This window comes from Streptomyces sp. DS1-CR2, from assembly GCF_055760475.1.
This window is the reverse complement of record NZ_CM147085.1, coordinates 1310636-1326106: the sequence shown is the minus strand read 5'-3', so window position 1 is coordinate 1326106 and position 15471 is coordinate 1310636. Positions and strand designations below refer to the sequence as shown.

Here is a 15471-nt window from a genome sequence, read left to right as displayed (position 1 = left end):
TTCCCCACCTCTTGACATCCCGTATCGGACCCGCTCACTCTAACAGCCGTCACATCTTATAAGATATGAGAGAGGCTTCGCAGTGAAGATCACCAACGTCTACGAGGGCGTCGTTCCGATCAGCTCCTCGATCCGCAACGCCTGGATCGACTTCAGCTCCATGGACTGTTCGATCGTGGCGATCGAGAGCGACGTCATCCGGGACGGCAAGCCCGTGGTCGGCTACGGCTTCAACTCCAACGGCCGCTACAGCGCCGGAGAGATCCTGCGCCGCCGGGTCCTGCCCCGCCTCCTCGAGGCCGAGCCCGGCAGCCTGCTCGACGAGCGGGACGGCCTGGACCACGCCAAGGCGTGGGACGTGATGATGAACAACGAGAAGCCCGGCGGGCACGGCGAGCGCTCGGTCGCGGTCGGTGTGGTGGACATGGCCCTGTTCGATCTGGCCTCCAAGATCGAGGGCAAGCCGCTGTACCGGTATCTGTCCGAGCGCTACGGCGACGGGCAGCCCGACGACTCCGTCTTCGTCTACGCCGCCGGCGGCTACTACGCCCCGGGCAAGATCCTCACCGACCTTCAGGACGAGATGCGCGGCTTCCTCGACCTGGGCTACGACGTCGTCAAGATGAAGATCGGCGGCGCCGACCTGGCGGAGGACCTGCGCCGTATCGAGGCCGTCATCGACGTCCTGGACGGCGACGGCTCCCGGCTGGCCGTCGACGTCAACGGCCGCTTCGACCTCAACACGGCCCTGGAGTACGGGCGGGCCATCGAGCCCTACGGGCTGTTCTGGTACGAGGAGATCGGCGACCCGCTCGACTACCACCTCAACGCCACCGTCGCCGAGCACTACACCGGCTCCATCGCCACGGGCGAGAACCTCTTCTCCCTCCAGGACGCCCGCAACCTGATCCGCTACGGCGGCCTGCGCCCCGACCGCGACACCATCCAGGTCGACCCCGCGCTCTCCTACGGTCTGGTGGAGTACCTGCGCATCCAGGACATGCTCCGTCAGCACGGCTGGTCATCGAGGCGCTGCATCCCCCACGGCGGGCACCAGTTCTCCCTGCACATCGCAGCCGCCCTCAAGCTCGGCGGCAACGAGTCCTACCCGGGCGAGTTCCAGCCCACGGGCGGCTTCGCCGACGACGCCGTCGTCGAGAAGAGCCGCGTCGGCCTGACCGACACCCCCGGCATCGGCTTCGAGAGCAAGGCCGCCTTCTACAAGGTGCTGCGCGCCCTGCACAGCTGACCGCCACCCCACCGCGGACGCGCCCGCCACCGGGCGGGCGCCGTCGGCCGGCGCCGCCGGACACGGGCGCCACACACGAGATCGGGGGCGCGCGAGCCGCGTCGCGTCCCCCGCACCCCCCACGGGACAGGGCTACACACAATCGTCGTGCAAGGGAGCACCAACGATGACAAGCACCGCCGCCGCCGGCCGCCCGCAGCGGTCACGGCTGAGCCGTCTCATACGTGAGCTGTGGTTCCAGGTCGTACTGGCCGCCGTCCTCGGCATCGCCGTAGGCATCCTCGCGCCCGGGCTGGGTGAGGACCTGAAGCCGCTCAACGACTGGTTCATCGCGCTGGTCAAGATGATCGTGATCCCGGTCGTCTTCTGCGTCGTCACCACCGGCATCGCCTCCATGGACAACCTGCGCAAGGCGGGCCGGATCGGTGTGAAGGCGATCGGCTACTTCCTGGTGCTGTCCCTGGTGTCCATGCTGATCGGGCTGGTCGTCGCCAACATCTTCCAGCCCGGCACCGGCCTGCACGTCGACCCCTCGTCACTGAACGCCGACGACGTGCCCAAGACCGCCGCCGAGCACGCCACCTTCACCGGCTTCCTCTCCTCCCTCATCCCCGCCTCCCTGCTGGGCGCGATCACCGGGGACGCGATCCTGGCCGCGCTGATGGTCTCGATCGTCTTCGGTGTGGCCCTGAACATGGCCGGAGAAGAAGGGGCACCACTGACCCGTGGCATCAAGGCGCTGTCGGACGTCGTCTTCCGCATCGTGGGCTGGGTGATGCGGCTCGCCCCCTTGGGCACCTTCGGCGCGCTGGCCACCGTGGTCGCCACCTACGGCGCAGAGAGCCTCAAACAGCTCGGCTACCTCATCATCCTGTTCACCGCGACCTGCATCGTCTACGTCCTGGTCGTCCTCGGCGCCATCATGCGGGCCTGCCGCCTGAGCCTGTTCGGCCTCATGCGCTTCCTCAAGGCAGAACTGCTCGTCGCTCTCAGCACCTGTTCCAGCGAGGCCGTCCTGCCCCAGCTGGTACGCAAACTGGAGATCCTCGGCATCGGCCGGCCCGTGGTCGGCATCGTCATCCCCTCCGGGTTCTCCTTCAACCTGGACGGCTCCGCGGTCTACCTCACGATGGCCTCCCTCTTCCTGGCCCAGGCCATGGGCATCGACCTCTCCTGGCAGCAGCAACTCGTCATGGTCGGCGTCATGATGCTCACCAGCAAGGGCACCGCGGGCATTGCCGGTGGCGCGTTCATCGTCCTCGCCAGCACCGTCACCGCGGTCGGCCACATCCCGCTGGCCGCACTCTCCCTGATCGTCGGCGTCGACCGCATCCTCAACGAGGGCCGCGTCTTCATCAACGTCCTCGGCAACGCCGTCGCCACGATCGTGATCGGCAAGTGGGAGAACGACTTCGACACCGAACAGGCCCGCAAGGTCCTGCACTCCCGCACCACCACGCCGCCGCAGGCCGACTTGGACACCGCCAAGGTCGGTGCCGGCAAGTAGCCGTGCCCGTCGAGTGCAGTCACCCGCCGGCGGCATCCTCCAGGGTGCCGTGCACCAGGACAGATGAGGACCCTTCCGTGAGCACGCCCAGCGTCTCCTACTCGATGACCATCCGGCTCGAAGTCCCGCGTCAGGCAACGCGGTATCCCAGCTGACAGCCACCATGGAGGGGCTGGGCGGCTCGGTCACCACCCCCGACGTCATCTCATCCGACGCCGACCGCCTCGGCATCGACGTCACCATCGCCGCCCACGACACCGGATCCGCTGCGCGGGGCCGCTTCACGAGGCAGAGACCGCCGATCCATGGATAAACCTTCCTCTCCCGCCCCTGCGCGGGCGCCCCTACGGTCGAGGCACCGGGCGCTCACCGGCCCGCCGTACCGAAGGAGCAAGACCCCCATGAAGATGACCGGCAACACGATCCTGATCACCGGCGGAACCTCGGGCATCGGCCTCGGCCTGGCCCTGCGTCTGCACGAGGCCGACAACAAGGTGATCGTCGCCGGCCGGCGCAAGGAACTCCTCGACGACATCACGGCCGAGCACCCGGGCATCGAGCCACCCGGGGCTGAACGTCCTGGTCAACAACGCCGGCATCATGCTGCGGGAGAACCTCCTCGACCCCGCCGGACTCCCGATCGCCGAGGATCACGTCACGGTCAACCTGCTCGGCACGATCCGGATGACGTACGCCTTCCTGCCGCTGCTGGTGGGCAAGGACGACGCGGTCGTCATGAACGTCACCTCCGCGCTGGCGTTCGTCCCGTACCAGAGCACCCCGACCTACAGCGCGACCAAGGCCGCGCTGCACTCCTTCTCCGAGAGCCTGCGCATCCAGCTCGCCGGCGCTGACGCCGGTGTCCAGGTGATAGAGGTGGTCCCGCCGGGCGTGCGCACGACCCTGCTGGGCCAGCAGGACGACGACCATGCCATGCCGTTGGACGACTTCCTCACCGAGACCCTCGACCTGCTGCGTGAGAAGCCCGACGCGAGGGAGCTTGTCGTCGAGCGCGCCAGGTTCATCCGCGACGCAGAGGCCAACGGCTCCTACGACAACGTCCTCGCCATGATCAGCGGCAGCTGACGACCTATAGGGACCGACGCGGAACAAGAGCAGGCGGTCGGGCACTGTGGGGTCGCATCATGGGCGAACGCGAGGACCGCCTCGGGGTGGTCCTCACCGAGGACGCGGAACGGTAAGGAAGCGTCTGCGGCTTCGCCCCGGTCCTCGGACGGGAGGCGACCGGCTCCGTCCTGAGTGCCGAGGGGCACGCGAACGCCCGTCTGACACGGCGGACATCGTCGTGTCAGACGGGCCGGGCGACGAGGCCCGGGGCCGGTCAAAGCGCTGGGTCCAAAGCTTTGGGTGTCCTCGACGGGGGACCGTCGCGGCGGGCCGTCTTCCAGACCGACGGCCCGCGGCGCTCCCAGCGGGTCAAGGTGACCATCGGGTCGTCTCGCTGGGAGCGCTCTCGGCGTCGGCCATACGGGCGGCTTCGCGGGGGTGTGAGAGGAGGGCTCAGCCATGGATCGGCGGTCTCTGGCTAGTCGGGCGGGATGCGGCGAGGATGGGGGCATGAACAAGAAGGAACTGGCGGAATTCCTGCGCCACCGGCGTGAGGCGCTGCGGCCCCGCGACGTCGGTCTGGTCGAGGTGCCGCGCAGGCGTACGCAGGGGCTGCGCCGCGAGGAGGTCGCGCAGCTCGCCGGCATGTCCACCGACTACTACGCCCGGCTGGAACAGCAGCGTGCTCCGCAGCCGTCAGTCCAGATCACCGAAGCTCTCGCCCGGGCGCTGCGGCTGACCCTGGACGAACGCGACCATCTCTTCGTGCTCATCGGCCACAACGCCCCGGCCCGCTTCCAGCGCTCCGAACATGTCAGCCCGACGCTGATGCGGGTCCTGGACCGCCTGGACGACTCGCCGGCCCTGGTGCAGACCGATCTGGTCGACACCCTTGCGATGAACCCCTTGGCCGTGGCGCTGCTCGGCGACCAGACCCGCCACACCGGTCTGGCCCGCAGCGCCTACTACCGCTGGTTCATGGATCCGGCCGAGCGTCTGATGGTTCCGGAGGAGAGCCGCGAGCGCCACGGCCGCGCCCAGGCAGCACTCCTGCGGCCGCGCTCACAGCCGGCAGCGACACCCCACGAGCCGCCCGGATCCTCGCCGAACTCCAGGAACACAGCCTTGAGTTCGTCCGCATGTGGGAACTTCAGGAGGTAGCCCGACGCTACGACGACTGCAAGACCATCCTCCATCCCGAACTCGGCCGCATCGATGTCGACGCCCAGGTCCTGTTCACCGAGAACCGCGCCCAGACTCTGGTGGTCCTGACCACTCGCCCCGGCACGGAGAGCCACAGCAAGCTGGAACTGCTCTCCGTGATCGGGCACCAGCAGGTCACCCCCTGATGTCCTGGCCCGGGGGTAGGGGCCAGGCTCGGCGCGGGAGGGGCCGGACAAGGGCAGTCTGGAATGGTGCAGCCCGCACGGCTTGTGCCCTGCGCTCTGCGGCCAGACATGTCGGCCCCCTGCTCTGTCCGGGCATCGTGGTCGGGCCGCCCGTTTGACCGGATGCCCTCTCCGTTTTACTCTCGAATGTGTACGGAGGCAGCATCCGTTTTGATGCGGCCGCACGATCACGGCAGGCAGGAGGGTGCATGAGCGCCGGTGAACTGCGGGGACGCAAGCCCCGCGCGGACGTCCAGCGCAACCGCGTGGCCCTGCTGAAGACCGCGCAGCGTCACTTCCTGCAGCACGGGGTCGGCACCTCCCTCGAGGCGGTGGCCAAGGAGGCGGGAGTCGGGCCCGCCACCCTGTACCGGCACTTCCCCACCCGGGAGGCGCTGCTGGCGGCTGTGCTGCAGACGCGCTCCGAAGAACTGGTGGCCCGCCAGGCGGACATCGATCAGCTCGGCGATCCGGCCGAGGCGCTGGAGCAGTGGCTGCGGGCGATGGAGGAGTACTTCAGCGCCTTCAGCGGGCTGCCGGACCCGCTCATGGCCGCGGCCCGGGCGCAGGAGCCGGACAACCCGCTCACGATTCCCTGCGACATCCTCATCTCCGCCACCGATCAGTACGTGCGAGCCGCGCAGCTCGCGGGGCGCGTGCGCGCGTCGGTGCGGGGACACGACCTGTTCCTCGCGGCCTGTTCCGTTGCCTGGATCAAGGGCACCGGTACCGAGGAGGAGTCGCTCGACCGGCTCCGCACGCTCATCGCAAGCGGCTACCGCCAGCGGGACACCCAGGCGTAAACCGCCAGACACCCAGCCCCGGCCCCCGCAACGCCAGGCGGCGCCACCACACGGCCATCACATCGCGCTGCCCTCAGGGGCGGCACAACCATTCAAGGGACAAATCATGAATATTGCTGTTATAGGCGCCGGTGCCATCGGCGGGAACCTCGCTGCCAAGCTCAGCGCGGCGGGCCACGACGTCCAGGTGGCCGACGCCCGCGGCCCCGAGGCCGTCCGGGCCGAGGTGCTGGAGTCCGGGGCCCGCGCGGCGGACCTTGCCGACGCCGTCCAGGGCCGGGACGTCATCGTCCTGGCCATCCCCTTCGGGGTGGCGGGGAAGCTGGCCGGCCTGTTTGCCTCGGTCCCGGACGAGACGGTGATCATCGACACCTCGAACTACTATCCGCACCTCAGCGGGCACATCGAGGCCGTGGACAACGGCCAGGTCGAGAGCGTGTGGAACGCCGAGCAGCTGGGGCGCCCCGTGGTCAAGGCGTGGAACGCCGCCCTGGCCGAAACTCAGCGGACCCGGGGTGTCCCGGCCGGAACGCCCGGCCGCATCGCCATCCCCGTCGCCGGCGACACCGAGAACGCTCGGCGCGTGGCCATGCGGCTCGTGGACGACACCGGCTTCGACCCCTACGACGCCGGCCCGCTGGCCGACTCCTGGCGCCAGCAGCCCAACGGCCCCGCCTACTGCACCGAACTGACCCTCGACGAGCTGCCGGCGGCCCTGGCCGCGGCTGACCGTGTGAAGGACGCCCGCATCCGCGACAGCGTGCCGGAACGGCTCGCCACCCTCCCGGCCACGGCCACCCTGGAGGACGTCGTCGAGATGAACCGCGCCGCCCACCGCTGAGCCACCCGACGCGACTCTCGTGCACGCAACGGCACGAGGGCGGCAGCGCCGGCACGCCACGAACACACACGACGAACACGAAGAGCGGCGCTTACTTCGGCAAGGTCGTCATCACCCACTTACTGGCTCTAACAAAAGCTGTTGATCATGTGACTGTTGGCTTGTCGGTTCGTTGGTCTGTTCATGGGGAAACGTCAGTCGCGGCCGTGGATCGTGTCGGACGAACTGTGGTCGCTCATCGAGCCGTTACTGCCCGAGCCGGGCTCGAAGCTGGTCGAGGGCCGACCGCGGGTGCCGGATCGGCAAGCGTTCTGCGGGATCCTGTTCGTCCTGCACACCGGCATCCAATGGGAGTACCTGCCCCAGGAGTTGGGCTTCGGCTCGGGCATGACGTGCTGGCGGCGCCTGGCCGCCTGGAACGAGGCCGGCGTGTGGGACCAGCTCCACGCGGTGCTGCTGAAGGAACTGCGGTCGAAGAACCAGCTGGACTGGTCTCGGGCGGTGATCGACTCTTCCCACGTCCGGGCGGCCCGGCGGGGCCCAAAAGCGGTCCCAGCCCGGTCGACCGTGCCCGGCCGGGCAGCAAGCATCACGTCATCACCGACGGGCAGGGCATTCCGCTCGCGGTGTCGCTGACCGGTGGAAATCGCAATGACGTCGCGCAGTTGCTGCCCCTGCTCGACAAGATCCCGGCCATCGGCGGCGTCGTCGGCCGGCCACGGCATCGGCCCGACCTGCTCTTCGCTGACCGCGGCTACGACCACGACAAATACCGGCGCCTGGTGCGGGCTCGTGGCATCCGCCCTGTGATCGCCGAACGCGGTCAGCCGCACGGCACCGGTCTGGGGGTCTTCCGCTGGGTCGTCGAGCGGACGATCTCCTGGCTACACGGCTTCCGCCGCCTGCGCATCCGCTGGGAGAGACGCGACGACATCCACGAAGCCTTCCTCGGCATCGCCACCTGCCTCATCACCCACCGCCACGTTCAACGTCTTTGTTAGGACCTCTAAGGGATCGGCGGATCTGAGGTACTGGACCAAGGACCCGGCCAACCCGGTCATCGCCGCCCCGCCGGAGGGCATCGACATCACGGCCTTCCGCGACCACTGCGTCTGGCGGGAGGGCCAGGTGTGGCGCCAGCTGGTGGGCTCGGGCATCCGGGGCGTCGGCGGAACGGCCTTCCTGTACGAATCCGACGACCTGCGCAGCTGGCGGTACCTCGGCCAGCTGCTGACGGGTGACGCCTCGCAGAACCGGGGCGAGCTCGACTGGACCGGCACGATGTGGGAGTGCGTCGACCTCTTCCGGCTCGGCGAGGACCAGGAGGCCGGTAGCACCGACGTTCTGGTCTTCTCCGCCTGGGACGAGGGCACCACCCACCACCCCCTGTACTGGACCGGCCGCTACCAGGGCGACACCTTCACCCCGACCGCCCTCCAGCGCCTCGACTACGGCGGCCGCTACTTCTACGCCCCCCAGTCCACCCGCGACGAGCACGGCCGCCGCATCATGTTCGGCTGGCTCCAGGAAGGCCGGACGGACGAGGCGAACGCGCAGGCTGGCTGGTGCGGTGTGATGTCCCTGCCGAGGGTCGTCACGCTCGCCACGGACGGCGGCCTGCACCAGACCCCGGTACCGGAGCTGACCGAGCTGCGGCGGGAGCGCGTAGAGGTGGCTCCGGGCCGGCTGGCCGACCCGTACACCCCGCTGCCCGCCGTGCGCGGGGACCAGCTGGACATCGAGACGACCCTGCGTCTCGCCCCCGGAGCGACCGCCCGGCTCGTGCTCCGCGAGACACCGGACGGCGCGGAACGCACGGTCGTGGAGGTGAGCCGGTCGCACGACGGAACGGGCGGCACCCTCCGCCTGCACCGCGAGACCAGCAGCCTCGACCCGACGGTCGACACCGAACCCCGGTACGGCAACCTGCCGTTGGACCCCGAGGGCCGGGTCGACCTGCGCGTCCTCGTCGACCACTCCGCACTGGAGATCTTCGCCAACGGTCGGCCCCTCACCGCCCGCACCTACCCCACCCGCCCGGACGAGGCCGTCGGCGTCGGTATCGGTGCCGACGGCGATGTGGCCCTGGAGCGGTTCGACGCCTGGCAGATGGCGTCGGCCTTGACCGACGGACCCCGGCCGCTGTGGCCGTGACCGTCTTGAGTCTCAGTAGAGCAGCGCCAGTGTGCAGGGCCGACTTCAGGCGCGCGGCCAGCTCTGGCGTTGTGGGGGCCAGCCTTCCCTGCTGCCCGATAGACTCATTTCCTTCACGCCAGACTCACCATATGCACACATGTGTCGACGGGGTGAGTGAGGGGGGTCCTCGTACCTGGGTGATCGGTTGGGAGGCCGCATGTACGAGATGGTCAAGGGGGCCAATGTTGGGCTGGGGGGCCTGAGCGGCGGCGACGTCGATTCGGTGGTCGTCAGTCTGGGTTGGGTGAGTCCCACGGGTGAGGGGGACGCCGATGTCTCCGTGCTCCTGCTGGACGAGAACGCCAAGGTCCGCAGCGACACCGACTTCTACTTCTACAACAACGCCTGCGCGCCGGACGGGAGCGTGCAGCTACTGGGCAAAACGCCCGTGGGGGAAGGCGGCGAGGACCGGATCAGTTTCGATTTGACGGCAGTTCCCGGCGATGTCGCCACCATCCTCATCGCGGCGAGCCGGTACGAGTCGGCCCGGTTCGACGAACTCGAGGATCTGCAGCTGAGGTTGAGCGACGGGTCCGGCGAGCCGCTGCTGCGGTTCGCGATCGATGACGCCGGTGACGTGAGCGCGTTGATCTTTGGGGAGCTGTACCGGCGCGGGGAAGAATGGAAATTCCGGGCTGTAGGGCAGGGCTACGAGGCAGGCTTCGCAGCCCTGGCAGGGGATCACGGCGTAGACATCGACGACGACGCCGAGCAGGCGAACGCCACGCAGGCAGAGGAAGGCTCCCAAGAGCTCCCGGCCTCTGACGTCCTCCAGCAGAACCCCGCGCCGGAATCGGCGCCGGACCCCATCGTCACAGTGACCGTCCCCGGCCCACGACAAGAAGCCGAGGCAGCGGCGCCCGCCAGGAAGCCGGTGCGCCCGCGCACGTCGAAGAAGAAGGTCACTGTTTCCAAGACGCCGCAGAAGTCCCTCGCGGAGAACGAGTCCTGGAGGGTCGCGCGCCTCTTCCCCGTGTCCGCGTTGAAGAGTGACCGTGACCGGGAGGCTCGCGCCACCTCGGTCCTGCTGGCTGTGATGGCGCAGGTGCCCGAGCTCGGCCGGCGGCTCACCGCCGGGTTCGGCGCCCCCGCCGGGCGTATGGAGACCTTCACCGAGGTGTCGCTGCCCCACGGAGAATCGCCTCGGCGCCCCGACGGTGTCATCCGGGTGGAACGAGCGGGCAAGCTGTGGACGGCACTCGTCGAGACCAAGACCAATGGCAATCCGCTCAGGGCCGAGCAGGTGCAGGACTACTCGGACATCGCCGCCAGGAGGGGCTACGAAGCGGTCATCACCCTCTCCAACGACGTGGCGCTGGAAGGCAGCCCGCTGGTCGATGTGAAGATCGACCGGCGGCGTAAGAACAAGGTGAGCCTGTGGCATCTGTCCTGGGCCGAGGTAGCCCACCAGGCGCAGATGCTGATCCGGCACGAGGGCGTCGGGAACCCCACACACGCATGGCTCTTGGAGGAGTTGCTGCACTACCTGCTCCACGAGAACTCGGGCTGTCACGGCTTCCACAACATGGGGCCGGCATGGGTGCCTGTCCGTAACGGGATCCAGGACGAGACGCTCGGCCCGGGCGACCCACGGGCACTCGAGGCCGTCGAGAGCTGGGAGCGTCTGGTACGTCAGGTCTCGCTGGGCCTGGGGGGCGAACTTGGACGAAAGGTCCTTCCCGTGCAGCGTGCCCGCCGCGGCACGGACGCCGTGGCCCGCCGCACCCGCATGGCCGACGAGTTGTGCCAGAACGGCAAGCTCCAGGCCGAGCTGCGCATCGAGCAGACACCAGGAGTACTCGCCGTCACCGCCGACCTGCGCACTAGCAAGATCCGCACATCCATCGACATCTCGCCCCCGGAGCAGGGCTACCCACTCTCCTGGGCCAAGCGAATCGTCCGCGAACTGGCTGAAGCGCCCGCGGACCTGCACATCGAGACCTTGGTCGATGGCGATGCGGGAGGACCACGGGGAACGCTGGAACGGCTGCGCCCCGAGCCGGGAGATCTCCTCCCGAAGGGCGGGGCAAAGATCACCGGATTCCGGCTGTCCCTGTACAAGGGCATGGGCACCCAACGGGGGAACACGGAATCCGGATTCATCCGCAGTGTCGACGAAGCAATCCACAAGTTCCACACCGGGGTGGTGGCCCACCTCGACCGCATGGCGACCAGGAGGAGGGCGCCGGGAAAGCCGTCTGTCGGGGCGTAGGAGAGCTGCAGCCGGCCAGGGCGTCCCCCGCGGGGCAATGACTGCTGATCGCACTACCATCCGCAGGACGATGGACGGTGCGAACACGGAGCTCCTGTGCAAGTTGCGCGCCACAACGTGCTGGGCGTACTGGACGGCACGGTACGTACGTCCCGCCGCGACGACGACCACTGGTGCGCCCCCATGGCCGAGGGCCGCGCTTGCACCGCACCAAGGAACTGGCCGCGCTCGTCGACGCCGGGGTTGCCGAGACTCGTCGGGCCGCACCTGCGCGGTGGCCGTCGCCTCCAACGCCAGCCGGTCCAACGCAGGGGCCTGATGCCACGTCAGGGACCTATCGTCCGGGGGAGTCCGCACGGTTGGCTTGTGTGAGAGGCCGTGCGACGACGATGTCCCGCCGGAGTGTTCCGGCGGGGCAGGCGCGCGCTGCGGGGTGCGGTGTCAGGCGTGGGCATCGTTGTACTCGCGAGGCTCGGCGACGAACCATGGGACAAGGCCGAAGTGCGGTCCCTTCTGCAGAACACCGCCACCCTTGGAGTCTTCTGGCTGTTCGTCGGCTTCGGCCGTGGCAAGCTGGCTTTCGACAAGAACCTGAACGCCTCAGCCTCGGCCACCTTCACCAACGTCGCCTTCTACGACGCGAGCAAGAGTCCGGGATCCGTCCCAGGCGACAGGTTCTACGCGGGCCTGGTCGACGCGTTCGGCCGCTGGATGAACCCGTAAGCCGCTTTTGGGTGGCGCACCGTCGCCGGGGCGAACCGTCTCCTGCCGGACGGGCGATCACGTTAACGGAGGTATGCCTGAAGAGAGGCCAGCCGGTAGGGGCTGGCGCCGTCCTGAGACTTCAATGCGCGATGCGGGCGGCGCGGGCGGCGGCCAGCCAGTCGGGAAATTCGTCGAGCAGCTGGTCGAAGAGCCGGTGGTCGGCAGTGGCCTTCGGAGCGCGGCCGGCGTGGAAAAGCCGGCGTTGTCGACGACGCGGCAGGCTGGCACGGCAAGAGTATCCAGCTTCCGCAAGAACGTGAACTCGTTGCTGTCAGGGTCACCGAAGCCAACGAACTGCCAGAACAGGGGAAGGCGTGCTGCCTTTGCCGCTGGGTAACTTTGCGCTGATTCTGCTTAGTTGTCTTGTTGGCCCCTCGCGCGCTGCAACCCGCGCCAGTCCGCTTCACGCGTACTTCATCCTCGAAGACCGTCTGACGTAGAGATATGACAGAAACGCCAAGCTCTGGCGGAATCGGATCTTCCGGCCCGACCTTGATCGCGTTGCCCGGTGACCGCGCGCAAGCCGTACCCCAGCGACCTGTCCGACGCCCGCTGGGCCCTGATCGAGCCGACCCTCACGGCCTGGCGACAAGCCCGGCTCGACCGACGCCCCACGGGAAAACCGGCTCAAGTCGACTTGCGGGACGCGTTCAACGCGATCCTCTATCTGAACCGGACCGGAATCCCGTGGAAGTACCTCCCGCACGACTTCCCCAGCCACGGCACGGTCTACTTCTACTACGCAGCCTGGCGCGACGAAGGAATATTCGCGCAGCTTAACTACGACCTCGTTGGACTGGCCCGGGTAAAGGAGGGCAGGAAGGCCGAGCCGACCGCTTCCGTCATCGACACCCAGAGCGTCAAGACTTCCACCAACGTGCCCGTGGCCAGCCAGGGAACCGATGCTGGCAAGAAGATCGTCGGGCGGAAGCGAGGCATCCTGACCGACACTATCGGCCTCCTCCTCGCCGTCACCGTCGCCTCCGCCGGCCTTTCCGACAACACCTTCGGCGTCCGCCTCCTCGACCAGGCGAGGGCCACCTACCCGACCATTACAAAGAGTTGGGTCGACACCGGCTTCAAGAAGACCGTCATCGAGCACGGAGCCACGCTCGGTATCGACGTCGAAGTCGTCAACAGGAAATCCGACGTCCGCGGATTTCACGTCGTAAAAAGACGTTGGGTGGTTGAGCGGAGTATCGGTTGGATCATGCTCCACCGGCGGCTCGCCCGCGACTACGAGAGCCTGGACGCCAGCTCCGAGGCCATGATCCAGATCGCCTCGATCGACAACACCGCCAAGCGCATAACCGACGAGTCCACACCAACCTGGCGAGGAACTTACTAGGGCATAAGCCGCACTCCGCCTAGATCAAACGCCCTCTGAGTAGCCCCCTGGTCACCGGGCGGTCGAAGGCGGGAGGAGCCAACGGGCGATGGCCGGTGCTGCGTCCAACGGCACTGTCCGGATCATGGGTTGACTGCAGAGATGCCGACGAGAGTGCGGGGGGTGTTGGGCGAAGGGCTCCGGTTCTTGCGTGCCAGGGCGACTTTCTCATCTGCCGTAGCGCGGGGACTTTGGACCGGCTTGGCCGAGGGGCGCTGGTTGGGGACGGGTTCGCGCCGGCGGCCCTTCCGAGCAGCATGATGAGGGTACAAGTGCGACCCGGGATCCTGCACCCCGAGTTTCTGGGGCACCTGTGGCGGTCCTCCCAGGTGCGTGAACAGCTCGAGGCGGCTGCGGGCGGCGGTCGCATGCGCTCGCTGACCGTGAGCGCACTGCAAGAAGTCAGACTGCCCTTGCCGCCGCTGGCGGAGCAGCATCGCACCCTCGGCATACTGCGGCAACGGCTCCGGCGCCTGGATCGTGGTGGTGAGGCTCTGCGCCGTGCGGCAGCAGGAATTACGGCTCTGCAGGGCGCGGCCCATGATGCCCTGGCACCGGAATGTGATGCGCCCCTCGGACATCTTCCTGACGGCTGGTCATGGGGGCGGCTCGACGATGTCATCAAGGGGATCGAATCGGGCCGGTCACTGGAGTACAACAGGCGGCCTGCGCGCGACGACGAGTGGGGAGTGATCAAGACCAGCGCCATGACACGCGGGGCCTTCCACGAGACCGAGAACAAGGCTGTCCGTGCCGGAGTACGCATCGATGAGCGCCATGAGATCAGAGCCGGCGACATCTTGCTGTGCCGCGCCAACTCCCCTGATCACGTCGGCGCGGCGGTCCAAGTCGCAGCTTACCGCTCGGGCCTGCTGCTGAGCGACAAGAGCCTTCGGCTGGTGCCCGCGCCGGGCGTCGATGGGCGCTGGCTGTGGCATGAGCGCGCTACCCGCCGCAACGCGCGACTGGCTGACGGGATCTGGACTCACCCGGCTCTGGCAGGGGGCACGTAAGCGCCTGGAGAGCAACGGCGTACAGGCCACCGGTTCGCTCCGGCTGACCGCGGTGAACGCCCAGGAACGCAACGACCTGTCTCTCCTGCTGGGCAAACCCCTCACCGGTACCACCGTGACCGTGCGGCTCGACATGCTCGACGCACGGCTACGCGCCTCGGCCGCCGCACTCGGCCTCAGACAGACCCTGGAGGAACTCGGCCCGCCACTCAACGACCGCCGTGCCGCCCGCGCGGACCTGGCGGCACAGCGGGAGCAGGTGTGGTCGTCCCTCACTTCGTCGCTGGACGCCTCCCCGCTCGCCGACCAGGAATGGCCCCCGCAGTGGTACGACCTCTTGCGCCGTGCCGGCGTTCCGAAAGGAGTGCCGTCCGAAGCGGCGATACAGACACTCCAGCAGGCAGTCCACGTCCTCACCACTGTCCTCGGGCCCGAGCGCAACGGCGCACTCGGCCGAGGAGAACTCGCCGCCATGGCGACCGGCTCCGCGCACGGCCTGGACGACGGCACCTGGCTCGCACGCCTCGTCCAACGCGGCGTCGCCCTCGCCCATGACACCGAGTTCCCCGACGACGCGGCCGGCCGACGCGCCCTGTGGCGACTGGTATCCGTCACGCCGGACGAGGTCTCCAGCACGGTGCTGACCTACGGGCTACGCCCAGAAGGCGAGGGCTGGCAGGAGCGCGGCCTACGAGAACGGGCCGAGAATCACGCCGAAGCCCACCTCACACCGCGCGACCTGCACACTCTGCGGCTGCAACTCCCCACTGGCACGCTCATCCACATCTGTGAGAACCCGCGCGTGGTGGAAGCCGCAGCTGAAGCGGCCTGCGCACAGCCCCTGGTCTGCACGTCCGGCAGCGCGGCCACGGTGGTCTTCACGCTTCTCGACGCCCTCGCCACCACGGGCTGCCGCTTCGCGTACCACGGCGACTTCGACTGGCCAGGGATCACTCTGGTCAACCGAGTCATCCGCCGCTACGAAGCCCTGTCGTGGCGCATGAGTGCCGCGGACTACGAGCACCTGGCCGCGCGCAGTCAG

At 68.3% G+C, this 15471-nt stretch carries 11 protein-coding genes and 5 pseudogenes; 15 read left to right on the top strand and 1 reads right to left on the bottom strand.

What is annotated here, in order from left to right:
* Nucleotides 1-82 precede the first annotated feature (82 nt).
* From ACY0PA_RS06630 to ACY0PA_RS06575, 12 genes and pseudogenes are all read left to right on the top strand, one after another.
* Nucleotides 83-1249 carry a mandelate racemase/muconate lactonizing enzyme family protein gene (locus ACY0PA_RS06630; RefSeq protein ID WP_473083780.1) on the top strand — a complete coding sequence of 389 codons (1167 nt, stop codon included), beginning with the start codon at nt 83-85 and terminating at the stop codon, nt 1247-1249.
* A 166-nt stretch (nt 1250-1415) separates the two neighbouring features.
* Nucleotides 1416-2756, top strand: a complete 1341-nt coding sequence (locus ACY0PA_RS06625) for a cation:dicarboxylate symporter family transporter (RefSeq protein WP_473083779.1) — start codon at nt 1416-1418, stop codon at nt 2754-2756.
* Nucleotides 2757-2860: 104 nt separating this feature from the next.
* A pseudogene (locus ACY0PA_RS06620) lies at nt 2861-3024 on the top strand (NAD-dependent malic enzyme); the annotation flags it as partial.
* 37 nt (nt 3025-3061) lie between these two features.
* A pseudogene (locus ACY0PA_RS06615) lies at nt 3062-3244 on the top strand (hypothetical protein); the annotation flags it as partial.
* A 112-nt stretch (nt 3245-3356) separates the two neighbouring features.
* Entirely contained in the window at nt 3357-3842 is a 486-nt protein-coding gene (locus ACY0PA_RS06610; protein WP_473083778.1) for an SDR family NAD(P)-dependent oxidoreductase, read from the top strand.
* Nucleotides 3843-4334: 492 nt separating this feature from the next.
* A pseudogene (locus ACY0PA_RS06605) lies at nt 4335-5173 on the top strand (helix-turn-helix transcriptional regulator).
* A gap of 248 nt (nt 5174-5421) precedes the next feature.
* Nucleotides 5422-6015 (top strand): TetR/AcrR family transcriptional regulator, encoded by a 594-nt coding sequence (locus tag ACY0PA_RS06600; RefSeq protein ID WP_473083777.1) that lies wholly within the window; start codon nt 5422-5424, stop codon nt 6013-6015.
* Nucleotides 6016-6121: 106 nt separating this feature from the next.
* Nucleotides 6122-6856: an NADPH-dependent F420 reductase gene (locus ACY0PA_RS06595; RefSeq protein ID WP_473083776.1), complete on the top strand. Its 735-nt coding sequence runs from the start codon at nt 6122-6124 to the stop codon at nt 6854-6856.
* 183 nt (nt 6857-7039) lie between these two features.
* Nucleotides 7040-7857 (top strand): IS5 family transposase gene (locus tag ACY0PA_RS06590; RefSeq protein WP_473083775.1). Its coding sequence is split into 2 segments (ribosomal slippage): nt 7040-7391 and nt 7391-7857, totalling 819 coding nucleotides; the frame shifts between segments, so codons are not numbered across the junction.
* Nucleotides 7858-7879: 22 nt separating this feature from the next.
* Nucleotides 7880-9010 carry a glycoside hydrolase family 32 protein gene (locus ACY0PA_RS06585; protein ID WP_473086253.1) on the top strand — a complete coding sequence of 377 codons (1131 nt, stop codon included), beginning with the start codon at nt 7880-7882 and terminating at the stop codon, nt 9008-9010.
* 199 nt (nt 9011-9209) lie between these two features.
* On the top strand, nt 9210-11264 hold the full coding sequence (locus ACY0PA_RS06580; protein WP_473083774.1) for a TerD family protein: 2055 nt from the start codon (nt 9210-9212) through the stop codon (nt 11262-11264).
* Nucleotides 11265-11711: 447 nt separating this feature from the next.
* Complete coding sequence (locus ACY0PA_RS06575) at nt 11712-11987, top strand: VWA domain-containing protein (RefSeq protein WP_473083773.1); 276 nt, start codon at nt 11712-11714, stop codon at nt 11985-11987.
* 121 nt (nt 11988-12108) lie between these two features.
* On the opposite strand, the pseudogene ACY0PA_RS06570 reads toward ACY0PA_RS06575, so the two are convergent.
* Nucleotides 12109-12353 (bottom strand): annotated as a pseudogene (locus ACY0PA_RS06570) (VWA domain-containing protein); the annotation flags it as partial.
* A gap of 184 nt (nt 12354-12537) precedes the next feature.
* Between ACY0PA_RS06570 and ACY0PA_RS06565 the strand changes: the two are divergent.
* The 3 genes and pseudogenes from ACY0PA_RS06565 to ACY0PA_RS06555 all read left to right on the top strand — a co-directional run.
* Nucleotides 12538-13377, top strand: a complete 840-nt coding sequence (locus ACY0PA_RS06565; protein ID WP_473083772.1) for an IS5 family transposase — start codon at nt 12538-12540, stop codon at nt 13375-13377.
* A 407-nt stretch (nt 13378-13784) separates the two neighbouring features.
* Entirely contained in the window at nt 13785-14429 is a 645-nt protein-coding gene (locus ACY0PA_RS06560) for a restriction endonuclease subunit S domain-containing protein (RefSeq protein ID WP_473083771.1), read from the top strand.
* Nucleotides 14335-15462 (top strand): annotated as a pseudogene (locus ACY0PA_RS06555) (TIGR02679 domain-containing protein); the annotation flags it as partial. The gene ACY0PA_RS06560 and the pseudogene ACY0PA_RS06555, both read left to right, overlap by 95 nt.
* Nucleotides 15463-15471: the final 9 nt, after the last annotated feature.

Coding starts and splice junctions, on each gene's coding strand:
- ACY0PA_RS06600 (WP_473083777.1), top strand. CDS start 5,422: ATGAGCGCCGGTGAACTGCGGGGACGCAAGCCCCGCGCGGACGTCCAG.
- ACY0PA_RS06595 (WP_473083776.1), top strand. CDS start 6,122: ATGAATATTGCTGTTATAGGCGCCGGTGCCATCGGCGGGAACCTCGCT.
- ACY0PA_RS06580 (WP_473083774.1), top strand. CDS start 9,210: ATGTACGAGATGGTCAAGGGGGCCAATGTTGGGCTGGGGGGCCTGAGC.
- ACY0PA_RS06625 (WP_473083779.1), top strand. CDS start 1,416: ATGACAAGCACCGCCGCCGCCGGCCGCCCGCAGCGGTCACGGCTGAGC.
- ACY0PA_RS06610 (WP_473083778.1), top strand. CDS start 3,357: ATGCTGCGGGAGAACCTCCTCGACCCCGCCGGACTCCCGATCGCCGAG.
- ACY0PA_RS06560 (WP_473083771.1), top strand. CDS start 13,785: ATGCGCTCGCTGACCGTGAGCGCACTGCAAGAAGTCAGACTGCCCTTG.